This is a genomic window from Peribacillus sp. FSL K6-5616, assembly GCF_038008245.1.
Taxonomy (GTDB): Bacteria; Bacillota; Bacilli; order Bacillales; family DSM-1321; genus Peribacillus; species Peribacillus frigoritolerans.
The window spans coordinates 3,980,425-4,001,318 of sequence record NZ_JBBOYT010000001.1 but is presented as its reverse complement, the minus strand read 5'-3'; the positions used below and the strand labels follow the sequence as shown (position 1 = coordinate 4,001,318).

Here is a 20,894-nt window from a genome sequence, read left to right as displayed (position 1 = left end):
ATACACACCTTATGATAAAGTCATTATCATGTAAAATGACTTAAAATGAATATAATCATCATTATTAATGATAGTTGAGAAAGGGGGGGGCACTTTGATGGAAATGAGGGATTTGCAAATATTCCAGTGCGTCGCCAAATATGGCAGCGTAAGTAAGGCGGCTGTTGAGTTGAATTACGTCCAATCCAATGTAACGGCGAGGATTAAGCATTTAGAGCAGGAGTTACGGACGCCTTTATTCAATAGGCATAAACGTGGCATGTCACTAACTGCGGAGGCCAGAAAAATGCTGGAGTATGTAAACAAAATTTTGCTTGATGTGGAAGAACTCAAGCAAGTATTCCTGGATAGTGAAACACCTACAGGGATATTGAATATCGGTACAGTTGAAACGGTCAGCGATCTTCCCAAGATTCTAGCCGCCTATCATAAACAGTATCCAAATGTCGATTTATCCATAAAGGCGGGGTTAACGGAAGACTTAATCAAAGATGTCATTGAACACAGGCTGGATGGCGCTTTTGTTACAGGACCGATCAAACATCCGCTCATTCAGCCATACGATGTCTGTACAGAAAAGCTTGTATTAGTTACAAGAAATGAAACATTTAACCTTGAAGAAATCATAACGGAACCATTTTTAGTATTCAGTCAGGGGTGTGGCTATCGCTCCAAACTGGAACAATGGCTGAGGGAAGAAGAAGTGATGCCCAAAAGGATCATGGAGTTCAATGTATTGGAAACGATCTTGACCAGCGTCACACTCGGCCTTGGCATTACCCTTGTACCACAATCGGCGGTGAATCACCTAACAGCCAATGAAAAAGTCCACGTGCATCCAATTCCGGAAGAATACCGCAATATCTCGACAGTCTTCATTCACCGTAAAGATGCTTATATGACAAACTCCATGAAAAGCTTCCTGCACACGATTGAAGCTCATCATGAAGACCGGTTCAAGCAAAATCCAGAAACAGCTCCTGAGCTGATATGACGGGGAAGCAGCAAATCGCTTTGCATAGAATGATAGAGGATTGCTGAATAGGCTGCGAAACTATTCATAAAAAGTAAAACATAAAAAACATGGCGAAACTGGGACAGCGATATAGCATGGTATGGCATTTATTATTGCTTCGGTTCCTTATGCTTGTCGCATGTTACTAGAAAGTATTTTGGGAATTATTTAGACAAAAGCCAACGATTTCGTTGGCTTCAGTTTGTAGACAAAAGGGGTTCGGAATTTAAAAATTCTGAACCCCTTTTGAAATTCCCTTTGAATTTTCGCCTAAAGTTTAGAGATTGGGGCTCTACGAGCCCACTATGTTAGGCCATTTTTGGACCTTGCCATGTCCAATTGGCCATCTTCTTTAAATTAATGGCAGCGAAAGTAAGCATCGCCTGCATCGACAATTTTTTAAGTCCCCTTAAAGTAGTCCAACGCATACCATGCTTTTCTTTTGCATCTGCGAATACACGCTCAATCGTTTCTTTACGTTTTGCATATATAGGTTTTACATCTTGATGATGACGCAGATGATCTGCTTCTTCCACATGTGTTTGCCAGATATGCCGTGTCACCACTTTTTGACAGTCTTTGCTTTCTGTACACCGAGATAAAAATGAGCATGTTGTACAAATTTGTTTTGGCGATTTGTACTCGCGATAGCCCTCTTTATTTGTTGTTGAGTACTTTAAAGTTTCGCCCGAAGGGCAAAGGTAACAATCAAAATGTTCATCGTATACATAGTCCTGTTTGCGGAAAAATCCTTCTTTGGTGCGAGGACGTGTATAAGGTAAAGCCGGTATGATTTCTTTGTTAAATAGGTAGCTTGTAATCGCTGGTGTTTTATAAGCTGCATCTGCGGCAACGGCTTCCGGTTTTCCAACTTTCTCAATCACTTGTTCAACTAGTGGCTCTAAGATCTGACTGTCATGTGTATTTCCAGGTGTTACAATCGTTCCCAATACAAAACCGTTGCGGTCTGCGGCCGCGTGGAATGAATAGGCAAACTGTTTTGTTCGTTCATCTTTCACATAGTAGCCACTCTCAGAATCCGTTGTACTTTCTTTAATCTCTTTGGTCTCTTCTTTATCAAATTTATCTGGTGGAAAAGGCTTTTTTCCATGGTTTTCACGATCTTGATTGATTTCTTCTTGAAGACGTCCTTGATACGCTCGTGTTTCTTTACGAACGATTTTCTTTTCAAATTTCCGTTTATTCGCACTGGCTTTCACATGTGTGGAATCCACGAAAACGTGTTCAGCACTTATTAACTTTTTATTAGCAGCTGTCATTAAAATGCGATAGAAAATCTGTTCAAACAGATCTGTATCTTTGAAGCGTCGCTCATAATTTTTCCCGAACGTAGAGAAATGAGGTACTTTATCATGGAAACCATAGCCTAAGAACCAACGGTAAGCCATATTGGTTTCAACTTCTTCAATCGTTTTACGCATGGAACGAATACCGAAGGTATATTGAATGAAAGTCAGTTTAACTAAAATAACTGGATCAATACTTGGGCGTCCTACCTCTGAATACATATCTTTCACCAAGTCATAAATGAAAGTGAAGTCAATGGCAGCCTCCATTTTACGAACCAAATGGTTCGGTGGCACCAATTGATCTAAAGTAATCATTTCAAGTTGATCTCGCTGAATAGAATCATGTTTAGAAAGCATCCTCATCACCTCAAGTTTTAATACTTCTATTTTAAAACAAACATGACTCCAGGCAAAAGTGTTCTATCTAAAAGGTAAGACAAAGTTGATTGGAGCGGGTGTTCGAGACTCCTGCGGGAAAAGCGCGTCTAGGGGAGACCCCGCAGGCGAAAGCCGAGGAGGCTCCCCGACCGCCCGCGGAAAGCGAGTGCCTGGAGTGGAAATCAACGTCCAAATTGTACAAGCCATAAAAATAGACAAACTCGATTTTCATCGAGTTTGTCTACAGTCTGAAGCCAACGATTTCGTTGGCTTTTTGTCTGTAGGATCCTTTCAATTATCATACATTCAAGTAACCTTCTTAAACTAAACTGGTAGTTTAGCTACAGAAAAATTGTATTACTTTTCATCTATTGGGAAAAAATATAAATAAGAACAAGAAGGAGGGAACAGAGATGGAAGTAAATATGAGTGTTGAAGAAGTCGTGAATCAAATTTCTGACTTAGTAGAAAAAGAAGGAAAGCTACCTCGAAAGAAAGAGGTAAAGAAGTCAGATCCGGAGTTAATGAAGAATGCATTGTATTATTTTCCTAATTGGGATACTGCAGTAGAACATAGCATTGGATCTTAACCAAAACATTTATTTTTCAATTAGTACATATGAGGCAAGGGAAGTTATGAAGGCCGCCAATTGGCGGCCTTTTGAACGTGCGATTCTTTACATTATCATACATTCAAGCACTCCTATTCAAACTATCTATCGAATAGTTTAGTTAAATAAAGATATGGACGCATCAAAGTGAATCAATCTCATATTTTCTTTTCGGAACGAGTGGAGTATCGATCCTTTTTTGTCGATAAAGTCTGATATTTCAATGAAGCATAGTGTAACTTTTTTCCATATGGGACCGTATAATAATTTGTTAAAACACAAGAAAAGAGGGTTCCAATGAAAAAGATATTGTTGATTTTGGCAGCCGTTTTTTTGGTAACAGGAGTTAGTGCTTGTAAAGGAGTCCAGGAGGGAAATGAGGAATCTCCGCCAATTTCAGAAAAGCCAAGTGATAGTCCTAAGCAAACCGACGGGCAAGATGAAGATCCTTCAGGTGAATCGGTTGAAAATCCGACAAAAGATCGGCCAAATACGAAAACGGATACGATCATATTAGAAGGTATGGAAGAACCATTCCAATTCACGCTTCATCACAGTCAGGCATTGGGATTCTCAACCTACATCGTGGATGATATGGTCGTTGAAGAGGCTAGTTCTGGTGAAGGAGATGGAATGATTGTTTTTGCAAATTTTGCAGGCAAGAGAAATGAGGATGCCAAAGTTCAGATATTTTCCAAAAGTGAGGGTACGAATGCGACAATAGAAGAAAAGAAGGAGTTTGCGAGGGAAGTTGTGATAAGCAACGGCTTTGAGATAAAACAGCGATCTGATAACTCGCCTAACCGATTTGATTGGTCTGAGATGGAATTTGACATTAGTCAGAAGGGCAGTAATTATTCCATATTGGGTACAGTGTCGGTTTTTCAACATGGCGACCGTGTTTACTATGCAATCGTTCAATACCCGGAAGATTATGAAGAAGGCTTCATACCGCGGGTTGTAAAAATGTTTGATGATATCGTATGGTATGAAGCAACTTGATAAATGAGTATCCGGAATTGGGTACACCATTTTAACAGAGAGTGGTACTATATTTGTCCGGTAAGGAATCCTGTTGAACGGTAGGGAGCTAGTTTGTCTACAGTCTGAGAGCAGCTCTTTTGCTGCTCTTTTTAAGTTGTTTGAATTATAGGATGGACTGCTGAAGGATAAATGATTGGGTTAGAGAATAATTAGTGATAGGATTTCGAAAACGAATTTGATAGAAAATAGGTGAAGCAAGTGGAGTTGGATTCATTATATAAGACATATCGACCTTTTCTTTTTTCCATCGCATACCGGATGCTTGGATCGGTTACCGATGCAGAAGATATCGTTCATGATTTATTCCTGCAGCTTAAGCTTGATACCGACGAAATTAAGGACATGAAAGCATATCTTGCGAAAATGACGACAAACCGCTGTCTGAATTACTTGAAATCAGCCCGTAAGAGAAGAGAGGTTTACACAGGTCCTTGGCTGCCAGAACCTCGGGTAAACGAAACAGATCAGCCTCTAGATAAGGTCGTAACGGATGAAACGGTTGCATATGCCTTCCTCGTTTTGCTGGAACAGCTTTCACCTGTTGAAAGAGCGGTTTTCGTGCTTAGGGAAGCATTCACTTACAGCTATGAAGATATCGCCGAGATGCTGGAAAAGAATGAAGTGAACTGCAGAAAGATCTACAGCCGGGCTAAGCGGAAATTACAGAATGATAGGCCCGTCCATCCGGAGGATACGAAACATGTCGATCTGTTGGCAAAAAAATTCATAAAAGCATCTGCGACAGGAAACTTTGAGGAGTTTTTGGATCTTCTTACAGAAGATGTTGTCCTTGTTACTGACGGCGGAGGTAAAGTGATTTCTGCATTAAACCCAATTGTAACCAGACAGCGCGTATCCGCCTTTCTTAAAGGCGTTTCTGCTAAAGGAGGCTTCATAGGAGAACTTCTTCCGGTGATGGTCAATGGCCAGGAAGGAATTTTGCAAATGAAAGAAGGAAAGCCTATCAAAGTCATCTGCTTTGAATTAGATCCAAAACAAAAAAATATCCGCAAAATCTTCATTGTCACCAATCCCGATAAATTAAATCATATTCCTGTGATAGATTGAGGGGTCTTTTTTTTGGATGTCACAAATCAAACCTCTATTTTGTCTTATAAGTGGAACCTAAAAAGATTTAATGGAGGAGATTGACATGGAACAACGGATTAACTACATGAAAACAAATCGTGAAGTGGTCAAATTAATGATGGGTTTGGAGGAGTACAAGAAAACAACGGAAATCGAAAGCGCATTAATCGAATTGATTAAAATTCGCGCGTCTCAAATCAATGGCTGTGCGTACTGCTTGGATATGCATACAAAGGATGCCCGGGCAATGGGTGAAACGGAACAAAGAATTTACTGTTTGAGTGCTTGGCGTGAAACACCATTCTATTCTGATTCGGAAAGGGCAGCGCTGGAATTGACGGAAGCGGTCACGGCCATTTCTGCCAACGGTGTACCTGATGAACTGTATGAGAGGGTCCGCCTTCATTTTGATGAAAAACAATATATCGATCTCGTTACCATAATCATCACCATCAACGGCTGGAACCGATTGGCCATTTCAGCCCAAAACATACCAGGGCACTATAAGCCTGTAATGGAAAAATAATGTCGTTATTAAAACCCCTTGTATGGTTACAAGGGGTTTTAATTGTAAAAATCGTGGCTTTTTAATTATTTTTCTTTTTTATAAAAGCGTTCACCCGTATCAGGATTATAATACACCCTTGTTTTTTCTCCTGTCACGGGGTCTATATTTATTTCATCTGTCGATTGAAATCCATCAGGAATTTTTACACCGTGATTGCGTTTAAACCGTTTATCATAGATAAAGTATCCAAGTAAAATGCATAAGATAACTATAATAATTTGTAATATATAGTACCCTATGATGAATTTCATTATATTTTCTCCACAATGACGGCAGTTCCATATGCAACAATTTCGCTCATATTCGTACCGATTTCCCCAGAATCATATCTCATCATAATAATTGCGTTTGCACCCATTTCATTGGCATTTTTTATCATACGGTCCATAGCTTCTTTTCTTGAATCTTCAAGCATCGCTGTATATTGCTTGATTTCTCCGCCTACCAGGGACTTTAACCCTGCCATGATATCGCCGCCAATCCCTCTGCTTCTAACAATTAGACCGAAGGCAGGCCCTTTTACCTCTACAATTTTGTACCCTTCAATCTTTTCTGTGGTAACAACCAACACATTAATCGCCTCCGACTTATTTACTTTATTATGAAATTTTCCTGAACTGAAAGCATGAACGAATGATCCAAGTTCGCATGAAGTTTAAACATTCCCTTTAGTTCCTTTTTTATCAAGCGCAATGATCATACCTTTAAATTTTACCATAATATAAGCTTTATCCCCCTTATATAATAGGTCAGGAACAGGGGACGTTTACTTTCCTATGTACACACCTCAAATGAGGGGTGCTAAGGGTGACGGAATCAGATATTGCTAAAACTAGAGGGGCTTTTTTTAAGTTTGATTCTACAGACTGAGAGTATTAACTACTTTTGACACCAATTAAAATTAGTGCAACTCCTGAAAAAACACATGTTATTTTAAATAAGGATAGTTTTTCAGAGACCCCGATTAACCCAACTGTGGTTGTAATAATAAGAATAATAGGTCCGATTAAGGCCAATGAGCTATTAACTAATAATGCTTTTTCTATGTTGTTTAGCTTAAACATCAGCGCAGCTGCCAAGATTTCAACACTGCCGGAAAATAGGCGAAGTAAAACCATAATAAGAACGGCTTTTTCAATAGCTAAAAACATAGTACCCTCCTCAGTGAAAATACACAGTATATGAATATTTATGTTTTAAATTTGAGGTTAGGACTAGCCATTTTATTTTTTTATTATCATTATCTGAAATGAAGATTGACCACTACATGGACATACACCTATTTATCACAATTGTATAAAATACTGAGTATTGAGCTTTATATAAAAACTTGGGGTGATTACATGTTTTATCATGTTAAAGAATTGCAATACCATGCTAAACCTGATAGACCTGATCCGTTATTCGCTAAACAATTACAAGAGGTTTTAGGTGGTCAATTCGGTGAAATTTCAGTTGCCTTACAATATTTATTCCAAGGGTGGAGTGTAAGAGGGAACGGAAAATATAAGGATTTATTAATGGATACCGGTACAGAAGAATTGGCGCATATAGAAATGTTGGCTACGATGATTGCCAGGTTATTGGATGGTGCTCCTGTAGGGGACTTGGAAACGGCAGCAAAAGATCCTATTATTGGGGCGATCCTTGGGGGAATGAACCCTCAACATGCAATTGTTTCAGGTCTAGGAGCAATGCCTGCAGACAGCGTTGGAAATAGGTGGACAGCTGACTATATAATCGCAAGCGGTAATTTGTTGGCAGATTTTAGAGCCAACCTTAATGCTGAGTCTCAAGGCCGCCTCCAAGTTGTTAGACTATACGAGGCCACTAACGACCGGGGCGTGAAAGACATGTTATCTTGGCTGATTGCCCGTGATACTATGCATCAAAATCAATGGATCGCAGCTATCAAAGAACTAGAGGCTGCAGAATGTGGCATAGTTGTACCAACTACGTTTCCTAAAGATCTTGAGAAAAGAGAAGTAGCCTATACACTATTCAATTTCTCTCAGGGAAATCAAAGTGCAGAGGGTCGATGGGCTCATGGTACAAGTATGGATTGCGAAGGCACCTTTAACTATGTAGAACATCCAATCCCATTTGCAAATAAACCAAAATTAAATCCAGCACCACCATATATTTATGATACTCCCCCTAATGCATTGAAAGCTAATCCTGGGAATATCCCTCCAAGTATGTGTTAATGAAAGACATAATATAATTACTTATTAAGGGTGAATGAAAGTAAGTACCTTTTCGAGGCAAAATAATCAAACGGATTGCAAATGCCCCCCCATCAAGCCTGAAAATTTGATGGGGTATTTTTTTGGTTAGGACCTCGAGCTGTTTCTCACTTTGAGTAGGGGCTTTTTATAGGCTCAAGCATAAGGTTTTTGGTTTCCCTATGCGCTTTCATTCCAATAACAGTTTCTACGAAGTTCAAGGAAGTGTACATATTTCGGGTAAGCATAAAAAATCCCTTTTTGCAGAAAAGAAATGGGATTAAATTTGTTTGTTATATGGGTGTAGATTTATGATGCTCATTGTATACCTTCAAAATGAATTTCGCTTTTTATTTCTAAAAGTACTATAAGATGCGGTTTTCCATCTTCACTTCATGAAGAATTTCATGCAATTTATTTTCATAATGCAAGCTGATTAATTGTGATCTGGAGGATACGCCTAATTCTTCAAACAATTTATTTATATGGTTACGAACTGTAGAAACACTAATATGAAGATTATCAGCTATTTCTTTATCTTTGAGACCTTGCGTTATATTCTGGATGATCCGCAAATCAACTTTATGTTGCGATTCCCTGGTGAATAAAGATGATCTATCTGTTTTTATTATTTCTTCAATTGATAATTTCTCACGGTACACATGTAATTCGTAGGAGATTTGATTAGCGAGCATTTCAGAAATCATTTTGAAATTTTCACTATCATCCGTTGTGAATATACCTACATAGCCTTGCAATTCCTTATTTTTATTTTCATGGAACGGGGAAGATATGACACTAAAATCCTTTCCGGAAAGTTTATTTTTAGTTTTTACAGTAGTATTTTGCAATGAACTTAAAATAAATGCATTATTTTCAACAGATTCTTCTATAACCAGTTTACATAAATCTTGATTTTCATCATTACTTTTGGCGTATAAAACATTTAGCTCTTTATCAAAGATACATATAGTAGTTTCAAAATTAAATTCGAAATTCTTAATACTATTCAATACTTTTTTACTGATATAAATGATTTGATTTCTCAATTCCATATTCATACCTCATACTCGTTCCTAAAATGAAATAACCTGTTTACTTTCCTCGTTTAACAATAAACTATTTTTGGGTGTGAAGGGTTCCAAAAATGACAACTGCTATTTCAGAAATGATACCATCATAAACCTTCCAATCAGGTAGAGCAGAAGAGAGCGGGACAGAAGCTTTAAGGAATTCATGACAAATTATTTCATTTAAATGGATATATTTACATCCAAGGTGAAAACATAACCGTAACGTTCATATGTCTGCCCGGCTGTTGGAGCGGCAATGAGTTGAATGAACTTGCCATCGTTACTGCCTTGGGAATGAAACAGAAGGTGGATATGCATTCGGAAGTGAATGTAACCGTTAAAGGATTCGCCATTTAGGCACCATAACAGAATCCTTTCAAAAAGAAGTCGAGGAGTAAAGATCTATGTGGGCAATCATAGGAACCGTGTTTACTGGAGCAATTATTTCATATTTTGAAATACCTCAACTTTTTAAAAATAAATGCTGGAGGGAAATCTCCGTCTTTATTCTATTGCTTTTAGTTGGTATGACGTTGAGCATTTTATTAATTAAAGATGTTACCATTCCTAATCCCTTAGACTGGATAACAAACATTTATAATCCCTTCACATCTTTCATGGAACGGATTCTGTCTTAGGGGGGATTTATTGATTATGCTCGAGAAAGGTAAAATTAGCTCAGGAGAATTTCTTATATTGGTCATCATATTTACGATAGGAGGTTCGATACTCAATGTACCTGCGCTGCTTGTCCATTTAGCCAAGCAGGATGCCTGGATTTCCTATATAATAACTACTCTCGTCAGTTTGTGTTTTGTTTTCTTATATAATAAATTAGCCTCGATTTATCCTTCTAAGACTTATGTCGAAGTTAATGAAAAAATATTGGGAAAATGGGTTGGGAAAGTTACGGCACTGCTCTTTCTTTTTTATATTTTGTACCTTTTGTCCGCTTTATTGTATGAAATTGGAAGTTTTTCAACAACACAAATTTTGGTTGGAACACCTATTGAAATGATTATGATTCTATTTTTATTGACATGCATAATCGGTGTACGATTAGGATTGGAAGTCATCAGTCGAACTGCATTGATCTTTTTTCCTTGGATTGTCTTTATGCTTTTCATGTTATTTTTACTTCTTATCCCTGAAATCAAAGTAGAACATATTCAACCTATTTTTGAAGAAGGCATGAAACCAATTATTAAGGGCTCCTATCACACTTTAGCGCTCCCGTATGTACAGCTCGTTTTCTTTTTAATGATCATGCCCTATGTAAATGAAAAGGCTGAAATGAAAAAGAACTTTTATCGAGGAACATTATTGGGAGGCTTCGTTCTATTCTTAGTGATCATTTTCTCTATCCTCGTATTGGGTATTGATATAACCGCACTGCAAAACCATCCTTCCTATAGATTGGGAAAGAGGATGAGTGTTGGTGATTTTTTGGAGCGTATTGAAGTCACTGTAGCCTTCATTTGGATTCTATCCGTGTATTTCAAGCTAACGATCTGTTATTATGGACTGTCTCTCGGGTTAGCTCAAGTTTTGGGATTGAAAAATCACAAACTTCTTCATTTCCCATTAGCATTTTTAATTTTTGCCTTCTCCATCATTACACATCCAAATACAGTACATAGTCAAAACTTTACTGTAAAAGCATGGACGCCCTTTTCCTTAACCATTTGTTTTCTTCTCCCGGTGTTATTGTTGGTGATCGGAATATTGAAAAAAAAGCGTTCTGATTCAAAGGTGGCCAAAGGATGTTAATAAATAATTCAATTACTGCCTCTGGTCCCTGATGTCCGATTCCGCGATAAACGACTCTGAAAAGATGATTTCTTTCTATTGAAAAAACCTTGGTATTTATAGGCTTTTTTTTAGATTGAATCTAGCTTTTTCTCCGATATGGTCCCTCATTTTTTCCATGTTTTTGGAATCGTAAAAACAAAATTCGACAAGGATTTCATGGCTGGTGTAAGATGAATGAAAAAGCCAGAAATGGGGTGAATGCTTTGGTTGATTTATTACCGTCGCTGTTTGAAAAAGTGGGGATCATCGTGATTGCTGCCTTCCTGCTTTCTTATATGAAACACTTTCGGCAAATGATAGGCCATGAACATGAAATGTCGAAGAAAATCATGTTTATCGCACTTTTTGGAACATTCGGCATCATAAGTAACTATACAGGAATCGAAATCGGAACTCATGCCATGCCGGAGGGTGATTGGCATGCTGAGATTGCTCCCGATAACGCGATTGCCAACACAAGAATTATGGGCGTGGCTATCGGCGGTCTGCTGGGAGGACCCTTTGTTGGGTTGGGAGTAGGTTTGATTGCGGGGCTTCACCGTTATTTTCTCGGGGGCTTTACGGCGGGGGCTTGTGCGATCGCTGCAATTTTGGCTGGGGTCTTATCGGGTCTTTTGGGGAAAAGGCGGCGAAAGCATGGGACGATCACCCCTTGGTTTGCCCTTCCCATATGCATGGCATTGGAAGCAATCCAAATGGGCATCATCCTGGTGACGGCCAACCCCTTTGAAAGGGCATGGGAGCTCGTACAAGTAATCGGGATTCCCATGATCATCATCAATGGATTCGGGACTTTACTTTTCATGCTCATCATTCAGTCGATCACAAGGGACGAAGCACGGACACGGGCCGTACAAACCAATCTTGCGTTCCTGATTGCGGATCAGACTTTGCCCTTTTTCCGGCAAGGTTTGAATCAAACTTCATGCAAGAGAATAGCCCAAATCATCTTGGGGCTGACTGAAGCCGATGCCGTGGCCATTACCAATGAACATAGCGTGCTTGCCCATGTTGGTGCTGCGTCAGATCACCATGTCCCTAAGGTGGGGATAGCGACAGGCTTAACGAAACAAGCCCTTGAACAAGGGAAAATCATCGTGGCCAAAACAAAAAAGGACATTTATTGCTTTCATGATCAATGTCCATTGCAAGCGGCCGTAGTCCTGCCGTTGCAGGTCCAACAGAAAACGGTCGGGACTTTGAAGATGTATTTCAAGCATCCGGATAAATTAAGCCAAGTGGAACAAGAGTTAGCTGAAGGATTGGCCAAGCTATTTTCCACTCAACTGGAACTGGCAAAAGCGGAAATGCAAACGAAATTATTGAAAGATGCTGAAATTAAAGCATTGCAGGCACAGGTCCATCCTCATTTTTTATTCAATGCAATCAATACGATATCCGTTCTATGCCGGACGGATGTAGAGAAGGCAAGAAGTTTATTGCAGGAGCTCAGTGCCTTCTTTCGCTCTAATTTACAAGGGGCCCGACAAATACTGGTGCCGCTAGAAAAGGAATTAGAGCATGTTAACGCATATTTATCACTGGAGCAGGCGCGTTTTCCAGATAAATATCATATCGATTATCGCATTGAGCCAAGGCTTAAGGAAGTTCTCATCCCTCCATTCACATTGCAGCCACTTGTTGAGAATGCGATACACCATGCATTTCCACATGTGAAAAACAAAGGTCAAATCATCATCCGCGCATACTTTAAAGACGATGCGATGCACATTGTTGTGGAGGATGACGGAAAAGGGATTCCGGGCGGGAGAATAGATGAATTGGGCAAGCAGGCTGTAGAATCGGCTAAGGGAACAGGAACGGCGCTTCATAATATCAGTGAACGGCTGGAAGGGATCTATAAAGGTCAGGCCAGCCTCTCGATTGAAAGTGAAGCGGGACACGGAACCAAAGTGAACATATCAATACCACTCAACGAGAAAGGAGTATGGCAACGATGATGAAAGCATTTATCGTAGAGGATGAACCACTGGCTAGGGATGAATTGAAATATCTATTGAAGAGAAGCAGGCAAGTTGAAGTCGTGGGTGAGGCCGAGGGGATAGAAGATGCCATGAGGGATATCTCCCGCCTTAAACCTGAGCTTGTCTTTTTGGACATTGAGCTTGCAGATGGCAATGGTTTGCAGTTGGCTAAGCAATTGGCGGAACTTGACCCCGCACCTTCGCTCATTTTTGCGACCGCTTATGATGAGTTTGCCCTCCAAGCCTTCGAGTTATATGCATTTGATTATTTATTAAAGCCCTTTAATGAAAAAAGGATACGTCGAACTTTGGATAAGCTCATGAAGCAGCGTCAAATCGGGAAAGACGAATCCGGAACAGCAGCTCCCGCCAGCCGAATGTCGGTGGAACAGACAGGTAAGTTGGCTGTGGTGATAGATGATCGGATCGTTTTGATCGACCGGGATCATATTTTGTTCATAGGACTCGTTGAAGGGAAGACGGTCATTAAAACCGGGGAAAATGAATATAAAATCGGCGACCCTCTCATCGTGCTTGAAAAGAAGCTCGATAAGCGCTCATTTTTACGGGTGCATCGCAGTTTTATCGTGAATGTCATCCATATATCCGAAATACAGCCTTGGTTCAACTCGACTTATAATCTCATTATGAGTGACGGGTCAAACATCCCGGTAAGCCGGACGTATGTGAAGGAGCTAAAGCAGCTGATCGGTTTTTAAAAATTTTCATAATTCTGCATTTTAGCTTTATCATAATGCAGTCCATCCCTCGATATCTGCATTATAACTTGAAAACCCATTGAATTCGCTTTCATTGTGATATCATTTTTTTACGATGTAAGTAATAGAGGGGGTTCAAATATGAATGCGGTTACAATTGTCATAGGCTCCATTTGTATATTAATGATTGCCTACCGTTTATACGGGACATTCATAGCACTTAAAGTATTAAAACTTGATGATTCCAAGCCGACTCCGGCCCATAAATTAGAAGATGGAAAAGATTATGTTCCAACAAATAAATGGGTGGCATTCGGCCACCATTTTGCAGCCATTGCAGCGGCTGGTCCTTTGGTGGGACCCATCCTTGCTGCACAATTCGGGTATTTGCCAAGTTTATTATGGCTACTGATCGGGGCTGTAATCGGGGGAGCCGTCCATGATGCCGTCGTGCTTTTCGCGTCGATGCGTAAAGACGGCAAATCCCTTTCGGAAGTTGCGAAAGAAGAACTTGGACCTGTAGCAGGCTTCTGTACAGGACTCGCGATGCTTTTTATCATCACGATCACGATGGCAGGACTTTCAATGGTCGTTCTGCATGCTCTGGAAAACAATCCATGGGGGACGTTCGCTGTCGGGATCACCATTCCGATCGCCATGGGTGTAGGGCTTTACCATAAAAAAACCGGGAACCTGAAAGGGGCGACCATCGTCGGGTTCGGGCTCATCATGGCCGCAATTTTACTTGGGCCGAACATTCAAGGAACGGCATTTGGCGACTTATTGACACTTGAGGCGAGCACACTTGCCATCATTTTGCCGATCTATGCTTTCTTCGCTGCCGCCTTGCCTGTTTGGCTGCTGCTGGCACCTCGTGATTACCTTAGTACATTTATGAAAATCGGTGTATTTGCCGCATTGATCATCGGCGTTTTCGTAGTGAATCCAGAAATCCAGTTTCCTGCGTTTACCGAATTCATTAATGGCGGGGGCCCGATTGTAGCCGGTCCGGTTTGGCCATTCATTTCAATCACCATCGCCTGTGGCGCGATTTCAGGATTCCATGCATTTGTCGGATCCGGCACAACTCCAAAAATGTTAAACCGTTGGAGTGATATCAAATCCGTTGGTTTCGGAGCCATGCTAGTGGAATGTGTCGTTGCCATCATGGCATTGATTGCTGCGGTTTCACTGCAGCCAGGAGATTATTTTGCGATTAACTCCACACCTGAAGTATTTCAAACATTAGGGATGGAAACCGTACATCTTGACGAACTCAGTGAAGAAATCGGCATTAATCTGGAGGGACGGACAGGCGGGGCAGTTACACTTGCTGTCGGCATGACCTATATTTTCACCGAAATACCCTTCTTTGACAAACTGGCATCGTTTTTCTTCCAATTCGTCATCATGTTCGAGGCGGTGTTCATATTGACTGCCATCGATTCTGGGACACGTGTTGCCCGTTACTTAATCCAGGACTTCTTCGGGGAGTTCTATAAACCATTAAAACGAGTCGACTGGCTGCCGGGGAACATATTCGCCAGCGCATTAGCCTGCTTTATCTGGGGATACCTGCTTTACTCTGGGGACATCGGTTCGATCTGGGCACTCTTTGGCGTATCCAACCAGCTCATGGCTTCGATTGGACTCATCATCGGTGCGACCGTCGTATTGAAAATCGCAGACAAACGCTGGTATATCTGGACATGCCTCGTACCCCTTGCCTACTTATATGTAACAGTCAATGTAGCAGGGTACTGGATGGTGAAAAACGTATACCTGAACCCGGACTCTGTAGGATTCAGCATATTGAACGGAATACTATCGATCACCATGTTAATCCTAGGCTTGATCATCCTGGTTGCCGCCTTGAAAAAATGGCGGGAGCTTTGGAAAATCCCTCAAGCAGAACTATTGAAAAGATCCGCATAAGCATATAAAAAATCCGGGCGGAAACTGCCCGGATTTTTGTAAGTTATGACGCCCGCAATTAAAATTAAGACACCAAAACCTGAAAAAGGAAAGTATCAATAACCCCAACTTTGTTAATGATAGCAAATGAGGAGGTGTGATAAGATGGCAAAAGATGTACTATGTGAAGTGAATAATTGTAAATATTGGGATTCTGGAAACAAATGCAGTGCAGATGCTATTTATGTTGTCAGCCATAAAGGGAAGCAAGCATCAAATAGCAAAGAAACGGATTGCAAAACATTTGATCCAGAAATTTAAAACATCGGGGGTAACCATCAACTGGTTACCCTTCTTTCATTTTATTATTGATAATAAAAATCATTTTCATTCAAGAATATAGAAATTCATTTTAATTTTCTTCATGAAAAGGATATTTGGGTGACAATATCGTGATTTTGATGGATATAATCGAAAGTTTGATCGATAAAATCGAGAATTTTGTGCGATATCCCCGAGACTTCGTGCGATATCCCCGTGAATTCGCAGTTTACTCGTGAGTTTAGGCCGTTTACTCGTGAGTTTGGGCGGTTTACTCGTGAGTTTGGGCAGTTTATTCGTGAGTTTGGGCGGTTTACTCGTGAGTTTGGGCAGTTTACTCGTGAGTTTAGGCCGTTTACTCGTGAATTCGCACATTACTCGAGAGATTGTGCGTTAAACTCCTGTTTGAGCGATATAAACTCAAGTTTGGTCGATAAAATCAAAAATTTGATCGATATCCACGAGAATTCGTGCGATAACCCCGTGAATTCGCACATTACTCGAGAGGTTGAGCGTTAAACTCCTGTTTGAGCGATATAAACTCAAGTTTGATCGATAAAATCAAAAATTTGATCGATATCCACGTGAATTCGTGCGATAACCCCGTGAATTCGCACATTACTCGAGAGGTTGACCGTTAAACTCCTGTTTGAGCGATATAAACTCAAGTTTGATCGATAAAATCGAGAATTTTGTGCGATATCCCCGAGACTTCGTGCGATATCCCCGTGAATTCGCAGTTTACTCGTGAGTTTAGGCCGTTTACTCGTGAGTTTGCGCAGTTTACTCGTGAGTTTGGGCGGTTTACTCGTGAGTTTGGGCAGTTTACTCGTGAGTTTAGGCCGTTTACTCGTGAATTCGCACATTACTCGAGAGATTGTGCGTTAAACTCCTGTTTGAGCGATATAAACTCAAGTTTGATCGATAAAATCGAGAATTTTGTGCGATGTCCCCGTGAATTCGCAGTTTACTCGTGAATTTGAGCAGTTTACTCGTGAGTTTGGGCGGTTTACTCGTGTATTTAGGCCGTTTACTCGTGAGTTTGGGCGGTTTACTCGTGAGTTTGGGCAGTTTACTCGTGAGTTTGGGCAGTTTACTCGTGAGTTTAGGCCGTTTACTCGTGAGTTTGGGCGGTTTACTCGTGAGTTTGGGCGGTTTACTCGTGAGTTTGGGCAGTTTACTCGTGTATTTCAGCAGTTTACTCGTGAATTCGCACATTACTCGAGAGATTGTGCGTTAAACTCCTGTTTGAGCGATATAAACTAAGTTTGATCGATATCCACGAGAATTCGTGCGATAACCCCGTGAATTCGCACATTACTCGAGAGGTTGAGCGTTAAACTCCTGTTTGAGCGATATAAACTCAAGTTTGATCGATAAAATCGAGAATTTTGTGCGATGTCCCCGTGAATTCGCACATTTCTCGTGTATTTCAGCAGTTTACTCGTGAATTTAGGCCATTTACTCGTGAATTTGAGCAATTTACTCGTGAGTTTGGGCGGTTTACTCGTGAATTCGCATTATTTACTCGTGAGTTTGATCGATTACTTTTGAAAGGGTCAGTCCATCACCGATTGGGATTAGCATGGATTCCAGTTGAGGATGTTTGGCCACCGTTTCATTGAATGACTTCATAAAGGCAGTGTGACGTTTAGGTTCAGCATCCGGATCAGCGACACTGCCCCTTGCAAGTACGTTATCCATGACGATTAAAGCACCCGGCTCTGCCAGTTTAATGCAATATTGCAGGTAATTTTCATAATTGTCCTTATCAGCATCTATAAAGAAGAAATCAAATTTCTTGTTATCACGAGCGAGTTTTTCAAGGCTTTGCAGGGCTTCTCCGGTCATATAGGATACTTGATCGCCAAAGCCAGCTTTGGTTAGATTGCGATAAGCCAATTTTGCGTATTCCTCCTTTAATTCAAGGGAGGTTAATTTACCTTCGCTGCCGAATCCTCTGGCAAGGCAAATCCCGCTATAGCCTCCAAGAGCGCCTATTTCCAACACATTTTTAGCTCCTGAAATGGATATAAGCATGGTAAGAAGTTTGCCAGATGAGGGAGATACCGAAATGGACGGCATTCCGTTTTCTAGTATGGACGCAATGACTTCTTCCAAAAGATCATCTTTAGTATAAAATAATGAATCGATATAACTGTTAATTTGTTTCATTCATTTCCATTCCTTTCTCATTGGAAGTTTCCTTTTCTTCATTGCCCTTTTCGGCTGCTTCTTCATTTTCTTGTATTTCAAATAATTGAATGAATTCGTTGATTAACATATCAATCGCTTTTAATTCACCGACTAAGATTTGCTGAATGGATTGAAATTCTGGTTGATCTAACTGTTCCTTAATGGTTGAACGTTTAAGGTTCATCATGTCTAAAAAAGCGATGGCTCTTCCGCGGCGAAACGTTTTTGGGCCACGATGGTGTGCAGCATGGTCTTTTCCTCTGTGATGTCCATCTTTTTTGGATTTTTCATTTCTCATGTAAACAACCTCTTTCTGTGTATACATACGTATACATTTTTCTCTCTTATGTTAAATGTATACGTATGTATACAAAATGTCAAATGGCAATCAAATAGAAAAATTAAATTAAAAGTTTGTCTAAATTGTGAATTCGTTATTTTGAGGGGTAAAAAAGTACTTACATTCAAAGATTGGCATGGTACTTGCTTCCGTACAAACGAATACATTGAATGCATTGCCAAAACAATTCTATCCGGATGGCATTGCGATTACGCAAACATCTCAACAAGTATCAGGGGCAATTGGGATAACGGTCATGGTGTCTCTATTCTCTGCGAAGCAAAATGGCTACTTGAATGATGTGGCAAATGATTTACCGGCAGCTGCTGCCTCTGGTTCATCACTTGTATTTAAAATTAGTTTGATTTTCGCCATCGTGAATGTGGTGCTTTCATTGTTCATGAAAAAACCGAAGTAACAAAAATAAAAAAACAGATCACCTTTCAAACGGGTGATCTGTTTTTCTTATTTTTGAACTTTACTTAGTAAATCCAAAAGCTGCTGTTTTTCCGTCTCATTCAAGTTGGCAAACTGTGACGCCTGAAAATGCTCTTGTTTTGGAACGACTTCATGAAAGAACTCTTTACCTTGCTCAGTCAATGACAAGTATTTTGTCTTCCATTCCTGCTCCCGTTTAATCAATCCCAAATCTTCCATTTTCCTTAATAGTTGAGTGATATTGCCTTTCGTCACAAAAAGCTTGTTTGCCAGTTCTTGCTGAGACAATCGTTCATGGGAACCCACTTGAACCAAGATATCGAATTGGGCTGCCGATAGATTCCATTTCTTTAAATGTTGATTGGATTCCCGGATACTCTGGTTATATATCCGTGTGATCCGGAACCATAACATTAAACCTAGTCTTTCCTCATTATTAGATGTGGAGGGATGCATGAATGTCACCTCATACTTTCTTTGTTCCAATCAGTTTATGAATAAACCAATTGTGTGTCAAATGCAAAAAATTCCAACTTCCATATAAAGAAACCAGTATGATCGTATGATACTGGTTCTTTGATTCCTTTATTATGTAGTCGTTAATTTAGCATAGATGATAAAGAACAGAGTTAATTCGGCTATTATCACAATATTCGGTACCCCGACAAACAAATTAAAATAAAAAAGACGGCTAAAATCCCTAAAAATAACCCTAAATGATATATTTGCAACCGCTGGTGCTTATGTCTATATTGGTGGAAAACAAACGTGGCTGACATGAAATAGAGCAATACGGAACCAAAAACAAAATAGAGGATAAATGAATAATGGACCTCATGTAAAAACAATAACCTGATGGCTGCTGCAATCATGCTTATAGACATTAAAATAAACAGATGACCGTAAATGATGATTTGGCCGGAAGATTGTACAGACTTGTCGACTTTCTTGTCCATATTATCGAAATATTGCCACCACATGGCTATTATAAGGGCAAATGAAATGATGGAAAAGGCTATCGAATCCCAATTTCCTTGTTTAGGTTGAATGACCGCAAGCGTGCTGACAAGAGCTTCCCCAAAGAGAATGATGGTAAATAGGCCAAAGCGCTCCAACAGGTGGGCCGTATTTGTAGGAACCTTTTCTAAGCACTTTCTTCCAAGGATCGGGACAATGATATCGACCAGGATGCCCAAATACAACACAGCATACCGAAGCCAAGAATCAAAAAGGACGGAGAATAATGAAATGGCGATTCCAATCCAAAAATACCTTCCCAAAAAGAGTGCTGCCTTTTTTCGAAATCCCTCTTCTATCCGCTGTACAACGAGATATTGGATAGCAGTAACGGCTCTTAAACCAATATAACCAATTAAAAAAGAAAGGTAATAAGGATCAAAATCAGCAGATAAGCTTGAGGTCATGATCAGGACAAAAAACATTTGCAATATCAAAAATAGCCGTTGATGAAATACATCCTTCCCAAACCGGTTAATAAATATGGTTTGCCCTACCCAAGCCCACCAGATAGGGATAAAAATCAGCACGAACTTTAATAAATACTCTGGATGGATATATCCATCTTCAACATGCAGTAAAACATGAGTTGCGCCTGCAACGGCCGCCACAAATAACAAATCATAAAAGAGCTCTAACCATGTAACTTTCTTTTCATCCATTTCTGTACTCCTCCCAACGCCTTATAGGTTATAGTATGTTGGAAATATTCAGAAAATGGAAGGGGCCAATATAACTTTGGGGTAAGATATGAAGTTCTTTTAACCCAATATTAAGTTAAGCCAAATTTAGTACATACAAGCGTGTAATTAGGAATAACGTCACTTTTTACATTTGGT

The 20,894-nt window shown here is 40.0% G+C and carries 23 protein-coding genes and 1 pseudogene; 15 read left to right on the top strand and 9 right to left on the bottom strand.

The genetic code is table 11. The features are described 5' to 3' along the window. The first annotated feature begins 97 nt into the window (after positions 1-97). A complete protein-coding gene (locus MHB45_RS19370) occupies positions 98-994 on the top strand; it encodes a LysR family transcriptional regulator (protein WP_048678278.1) in 897 nt (298 codons plus the stop codon). Positions 995-1,323: 329 nt separating this feature from the next. On the opposite strand, the gene MHB45_RS19365 is transcribed toward MHB45_RS19370, so the two are convergent. Beyond that, positions 1,324-2,682 carry an IS1182 family transposase gene (locus MHB45_RS19365; RefSeq protein WP_072272405.1) on the bottom strand — a complete coding sequence of 453 codons (1,359 nt, stop codon included), beginning with the start codon at positions 2,680-2,682 and terminating at the stop codon, positions 1,324-1,326. Between the two features lie 434 nt (positions 2,683-3,116). On the opposite strand from MHB45_RS19365, the gene MHB45_RS19360 reads away from it, so the two are divergent. The 4 genes from MHB45_RS19360 to MHB45_RS19345 all read left to right on the top strand — a co-directional run bounded on the left by MHB45_RS19360 (position 3,117) and on the right by MHB45_RS19345 (position 5,973). After that, complete coding sequence (locus tag MHB45_RS19360) at positions 3,117-3,293, top strand: hypothetical protein (RefSeq protein WP_164468801.1); 177 nt, start codon at positions 3,117-3,119, stop codon at positions 3,291-3,293. A gap of 318 nt (positions 3,294-3,611) precedes the next feature. Continuing rightward, positions 3,612-4,316, top strand: coding sequence for a hypothetical protein (locus tag MHB45_RS19355; RefSeq protein ID WP_072273542.1), 705 nt, complete (start codon positions 3,612-3,614; stop codon positions 4,314-4,316). A gap of 240 nt (positions 4,317-4,556) precedes the next feature. Further along, positions 4,557-5,426, top strand: a complete 870-nt coding sequence (locus tag MHB45_RS19350) for an RNA polymerase sigma-70 factor (protein WP_340908040.1) — start codon at positions 4,557-4,559, stop codon at positions 5,424-5,426. Between the two features lie 85 nt (positions 5,427-5,511). After that, on the top strand, positions 5,512-5,973 hold the full coding sequence (locus MHB45_RS19345; protein ID WP_202186625.1) for a carboxymuconolactone decarboxylase family protein: 462 nt from the start codon (positions 5,512-5,514) through the stop codon (positions 5,971-5,973). Positions 5,974-6,038: 65 nt separating this feature from the next. On the opposite strand, the gene MHB45_RS19340 is transcribed toward MHB45_RS19345, so the two are convergent. The 3 genes from MHB45_RS19340 to MHB45_RS19330 form a co-directional block, all read right to left on the bottom strand. Next, positions 6,039-6,266, bottom strand: a complete 228-nt coding sequence (locus MHB45_RS19340) for a hypothetical protein (RefSeq protein ID WP_048683493.1) — start codon at positions 6,264-6,266, stop codon at positions 6,039-6,041. Continuing rightward, a complete protein-coding gene (locus MHB45_RS19335; protein WP_034304199.1) occupies positions 6,266-6,586 on the bottom strand; it encodes a YbjQ family protein in 321 nt (106 codons plus the stop codon). The genes MHB45_RS19340 and MHB45_RS19335 overlap by 1 nt, the downstream gene beginning before the upstream one ends. A gap of 304 nt (positions 6,587-6,890) precedes the next feature. Beyond that, positions 6,891-7,166 (bottom strand): YqhV family protein, encoded by a 276-nt coding sequence (locus MHB45_RS19330; RefSeq protein ID WP_048683488.1) that lies wholly within the window; start codon positions 7,164-7,166, stop codon positions 6,891-6,893. Positions 7,167-7,358: 192 nt separating this feature from the next. Between MHB45_RS19330 and MHB45_RS19325 the strand changes: the two genes are divergently transcribed. Beyond that, positions 7,359-8,222: a manganese catalase family protein gene (locus MHB45_RS19325; protein ID WP_048683485.1), complete on the top strand. Its 864-nt coding sequence runs from the start codon at positions 7,359-7,361 to the stop codon at positions 8,220-8,222. A 383-nt stretch (positions 8,223-8,605) separates the two neighbouring features. Here MHB45_RS19325 and MHB45_RS19320 read toward each other — a convergent pair whose 3' ends face one another. Next, positions 8,606-9,295, bottom strand: a complete 690-nt coding sequence (locus tag MHB45_RS19320; protein ID WP_048679253.1) for a response regulator transcription factor — start codon at positions 9,293-9,295, stop codon at positions 8,606-8,608. Positions 9,296-9,967: 672 nt separating this feature from the next. Between MHB45_RS19320 and MHB45_RS19315 the strand changes: the two genes are divergently transcribed. From MHB45_RS19315 to MHB45_RS19280, 8 genes are all read left to right on the top strand, one after another. Beyond that, positions 9,968-11,083 (top strand): GerAB/ArcD/ProY family transporter, encoded by a 1,116-nt coding sequence (locus tag MHB45_RS19315; protein WP_318285139.1) that lies wholly within the window; start codon positions 9,968-9,970, stop codon positions 11,081-11,083. 245 nt (positions 11,084-11,328) lie between these two features. Beyond that, on the top strand, positions 11,329-13,086 hold the full coding sequence (locus tag MHB45_RS19310) for a sensor histidine kinase (protein WP_340908161.1): 1,758 nt from the start codon (positions 11,329-11,331) through the stop codon (positions 13,084-13,086). Then, entirely contained in the window at positions 13,083-13,829 is a 747-nt protein-coding gene (locus MHB45_RS19305; RefSeq protein ID WP_072273539.1) for a LytR/AlgR family response regulator transcription factor, read from the top strand. The genes MHB45_RS19310 and MHB45_RS19305 overlap by 4 nt, the downstream gene beginning before the upstream one ends. Before the next feature lie 141 nt (positions 13,830-13,970). Continuing rightward, the gene (gene cstA / locus MHB45_RS19300; protein WP_323066667.1) at positions 13,971-15,764 is read left to right on the top strand and encodes a carbon starvation protein CstA; all 1,794 of its coding nucleotides are present in this window, start codon (positions 13,971-13,973) and stop codon (positions 15,762-15,764) included. A 144-nt stretch (positions 15,765-15,908) separates the two neighbouring features. After that, on the top strand, positions 15,909-16,064 hold the full coding sequence (locus MHB45_RS19295) for a DUF1540 domain-containing protein (protein ID WP_065421101.1): 156 nt from the start codon (positions 15,909-15,911) through the stop codon (positions 16,062-16,064). Between the two features lie 235 nt (positions 16,065-16,299). Further along, positions 16,300-16,461: a hypothetical protein gene (locus tag MHB45_RS19290; protein ID WP_161802081.1), complete on the top strand. Its 162-nt coding sequence runs from the start codon at positions 16,300-16,302 to the stop codon at positions 16,459-16,461. Between the two features lie 350 nt (positions 16,462-16,811). Continuing rightward, the gene (locus MHB45_RS19285) at positions 16,812-16,952 is read left to right on the top strand and encodes a hypothetical protein (protein ID WP_340908039.1); all 141 of its coding nucleotides are present in this window, start codon (positions 16,812-16,814) and stop codon (positions 16,950-16,952) included. Positions 16,953-17,037: 85 nt separating this feature from the next. Further along, positions 17,038-17,304 carry a hypothetical protein gene (locus tag MHB45_RS19280; RefSeq protein ID WP_340908038.1) on the top strand — a complete coding sequence of 89 codons (267 nt, stop codon included), beginning with the start codon at positions 17,038-17,040 and terminating at the stop codon, positions 17,302-17,304. 284 nt (positions 17,305-17,588) lie between these two features. Here the strand turns inward: MHB45_RS19280 and MHB45_RS19275 are convergent, their stop codons facing one another. After that, positions 17,589-18,239 carry an O-methyltransferase gene (locus MHB45_RS19275; RefSeq protein ID WP_048681520.1) on the bottom strand — a complete coding sequence of 217 codons (651 nt, stop codon included), beginning with the start codon at positions 18,237-18,239 and terminating at the stop codon, positions 17,589-17,591. Then, the gene (locus MHB45_RS19270; protein WP_048681517.1) at positions 18,226-18,558 is read right to left on the bottom strand and encodes a hypothetical protein; all 333 of its coding nucleotides are present in this window, start codon (positions 18,556-18,558) and stop codon (positions 18,226-18,228) included. Before MHB45_RS19270 ends, MHB45_RS19275 begins: the two co-directional genes overlap by 14 nt. A gap of 178 nt (positions 18,559-18,736) precedes the next feature. Here MHB45_RS19270 and MHB45_RS19265 point away from each other — a divergent pair, with 178 nt between their 5' ends. Beyond that, positions 18,737-19,018 (top strand): hypothetical protein, encoded by a 282-nt coding sequence (locus MHB45_RS19265; protein ID WP_048681514.1) that lies wholly within the window; start codon positions 18,737-18,739, stop codon positions 19,016-19,018. A gap of 47 nt (positions 19,019-19,065) precedes the next feature. Here MHB45_RS19265 and MHB45_RS19260 read toward each other — a convergent pair whose 3' ends face one another. Next, complete coding sequence (locus tag MHB45_RS19260; RefSeq protein WP_048681510.1) at positions 19,066-19,494, bottom strand: MarR family winged helix-turn-helix transcriptional regulator; 429 nt, start codon at positions 19,492-19,494, stop codon at positions 19,066-19,068. Between the two features lie 132 nt (positions 19,495-19,626). Continuing rightward, positions 19,627-20,717, bottom strand: a pseudogene (locus MHB45_RS19255) (low temperature requirement protein A). Between the last annotated feature and the right edge of the window lie 177 nt (positions 20,718-20,894).

Bases quoted from the DNA above. Each gene is read 5' to 3' on its own strand.
- MHB45_RS19345 (WP_202186625.1), top strand. From the start codon at position 5,512: ATGGAACAACGGATTAACTACATGAAAACAAATCGTGAAGTGGTCAAA.
- MHB45_RS19275 (WP_048681520.1), bottom strand. From the start codon at position 18,239: ATGAAACAAATTAACAGTTATATCGATTCATTATTTTATACTAAAGAT.
- MHB45_RS19360 (WP_164468801.1), top strand. From the start codon at position 3,117: ATGGAAGTAAATATGAGTGTTGAAGAAGTCGTGAATCAAATTTCTGAC.
- MHB45_RS19315 (WP_318285139.1), top strand. From the start codon at position 9,968: ATGCTCGAGAAAGGTAAAATTAGCTCAGGAGAATTTCTTATATTGGTC.
- MHB45_RS19370 (WP_048678278.1), top strand. From the start codon at position 98: ATGGAAATGAGGGATTTGCAAATATTCCAGTGCGTCGCCAAATATGGC.
- MHB45_RS19330 (WP_048683488.1), bottom strand. From the start codon at position 7,166: ATGTTTTTAGCTATTGAAAAAGCCGTTCTTATTATGGTTTTACTTCGC.
- MHB45_RS19355 (WP_072273542.1), top strand. From the start codon at position 3,612: ATGAAAAAGATATTGTTGATTTTGGCAGCCGTTTTTTTGGTAACAGGA.
- MHB45_RS19260 (WP_048681510.1), bottom strand. From the start codon at position 19,494: ATGCATCCCTCCACATCTAATAATGAGGAAAGACTAGGTTTAATGTTA.
- MHB45_RS19320 (WP_048679253.1), bottom strand. From the start codon at position 9,295: ATGGAATTGAGAAATCAAATCATTTATATCAGTAAAAAAGTATTGAAT.
- MHB45_RS19270 (WP_048681517.1), bottom strand. From the start codon at position 18,558: ATGAGAAATGAAAAATCCAAAAAAGATGGACATCACAGAGGAAAAGAC.
- MHB45_RS19340 (WP_048683493.1), bottom strand. From the start codon at position 6,266: ATGAAATTCATCATAGGGTACTATATATTACAAATTATTATAGTTATC.
- MHB45_RS19265 (WP_048681514.1), top strand. From the start codon at position 18,737: ATGGTACTTGCTTCCGTACAAACGAATACATTGAATGCATTGCCAAAA.
- MHB45_RS19295 (WP_065421101.1), top strand. From the start codon at position 15,909: ATGGCAAAAGATGTACTATGTGAAGTGAATAATTGTAAATATTGGGAT.
- cstA (WP_323066667.1), top strand. From the start codon at position 13,971: ATGAATGCGGTTACAATTGTCATAGGCTCCATTTGTATATTAATGATT.
- MHB45_RS19365 (WP_072272405.1), bottom strand. From the start codon at position 2,682: ATGCTTTCTAAACATGATTCTATTCAGCGAGATCAACTTGAAATGATT.
- MHB45_RS19305 (WP_072273539.1), top strand. From the start codon at position 13,083: ATGATGAAAGCATTTATCGTAGAGGATGAACCACTGGCTAGGGATGAA.
- MHB45_RS19325 (WP_048683485.1), top strand. From the start codon at position 7,359: ATGTTTTATCATGTTAAAGAATTGCAATACCATGCTAAACCTGATAGA.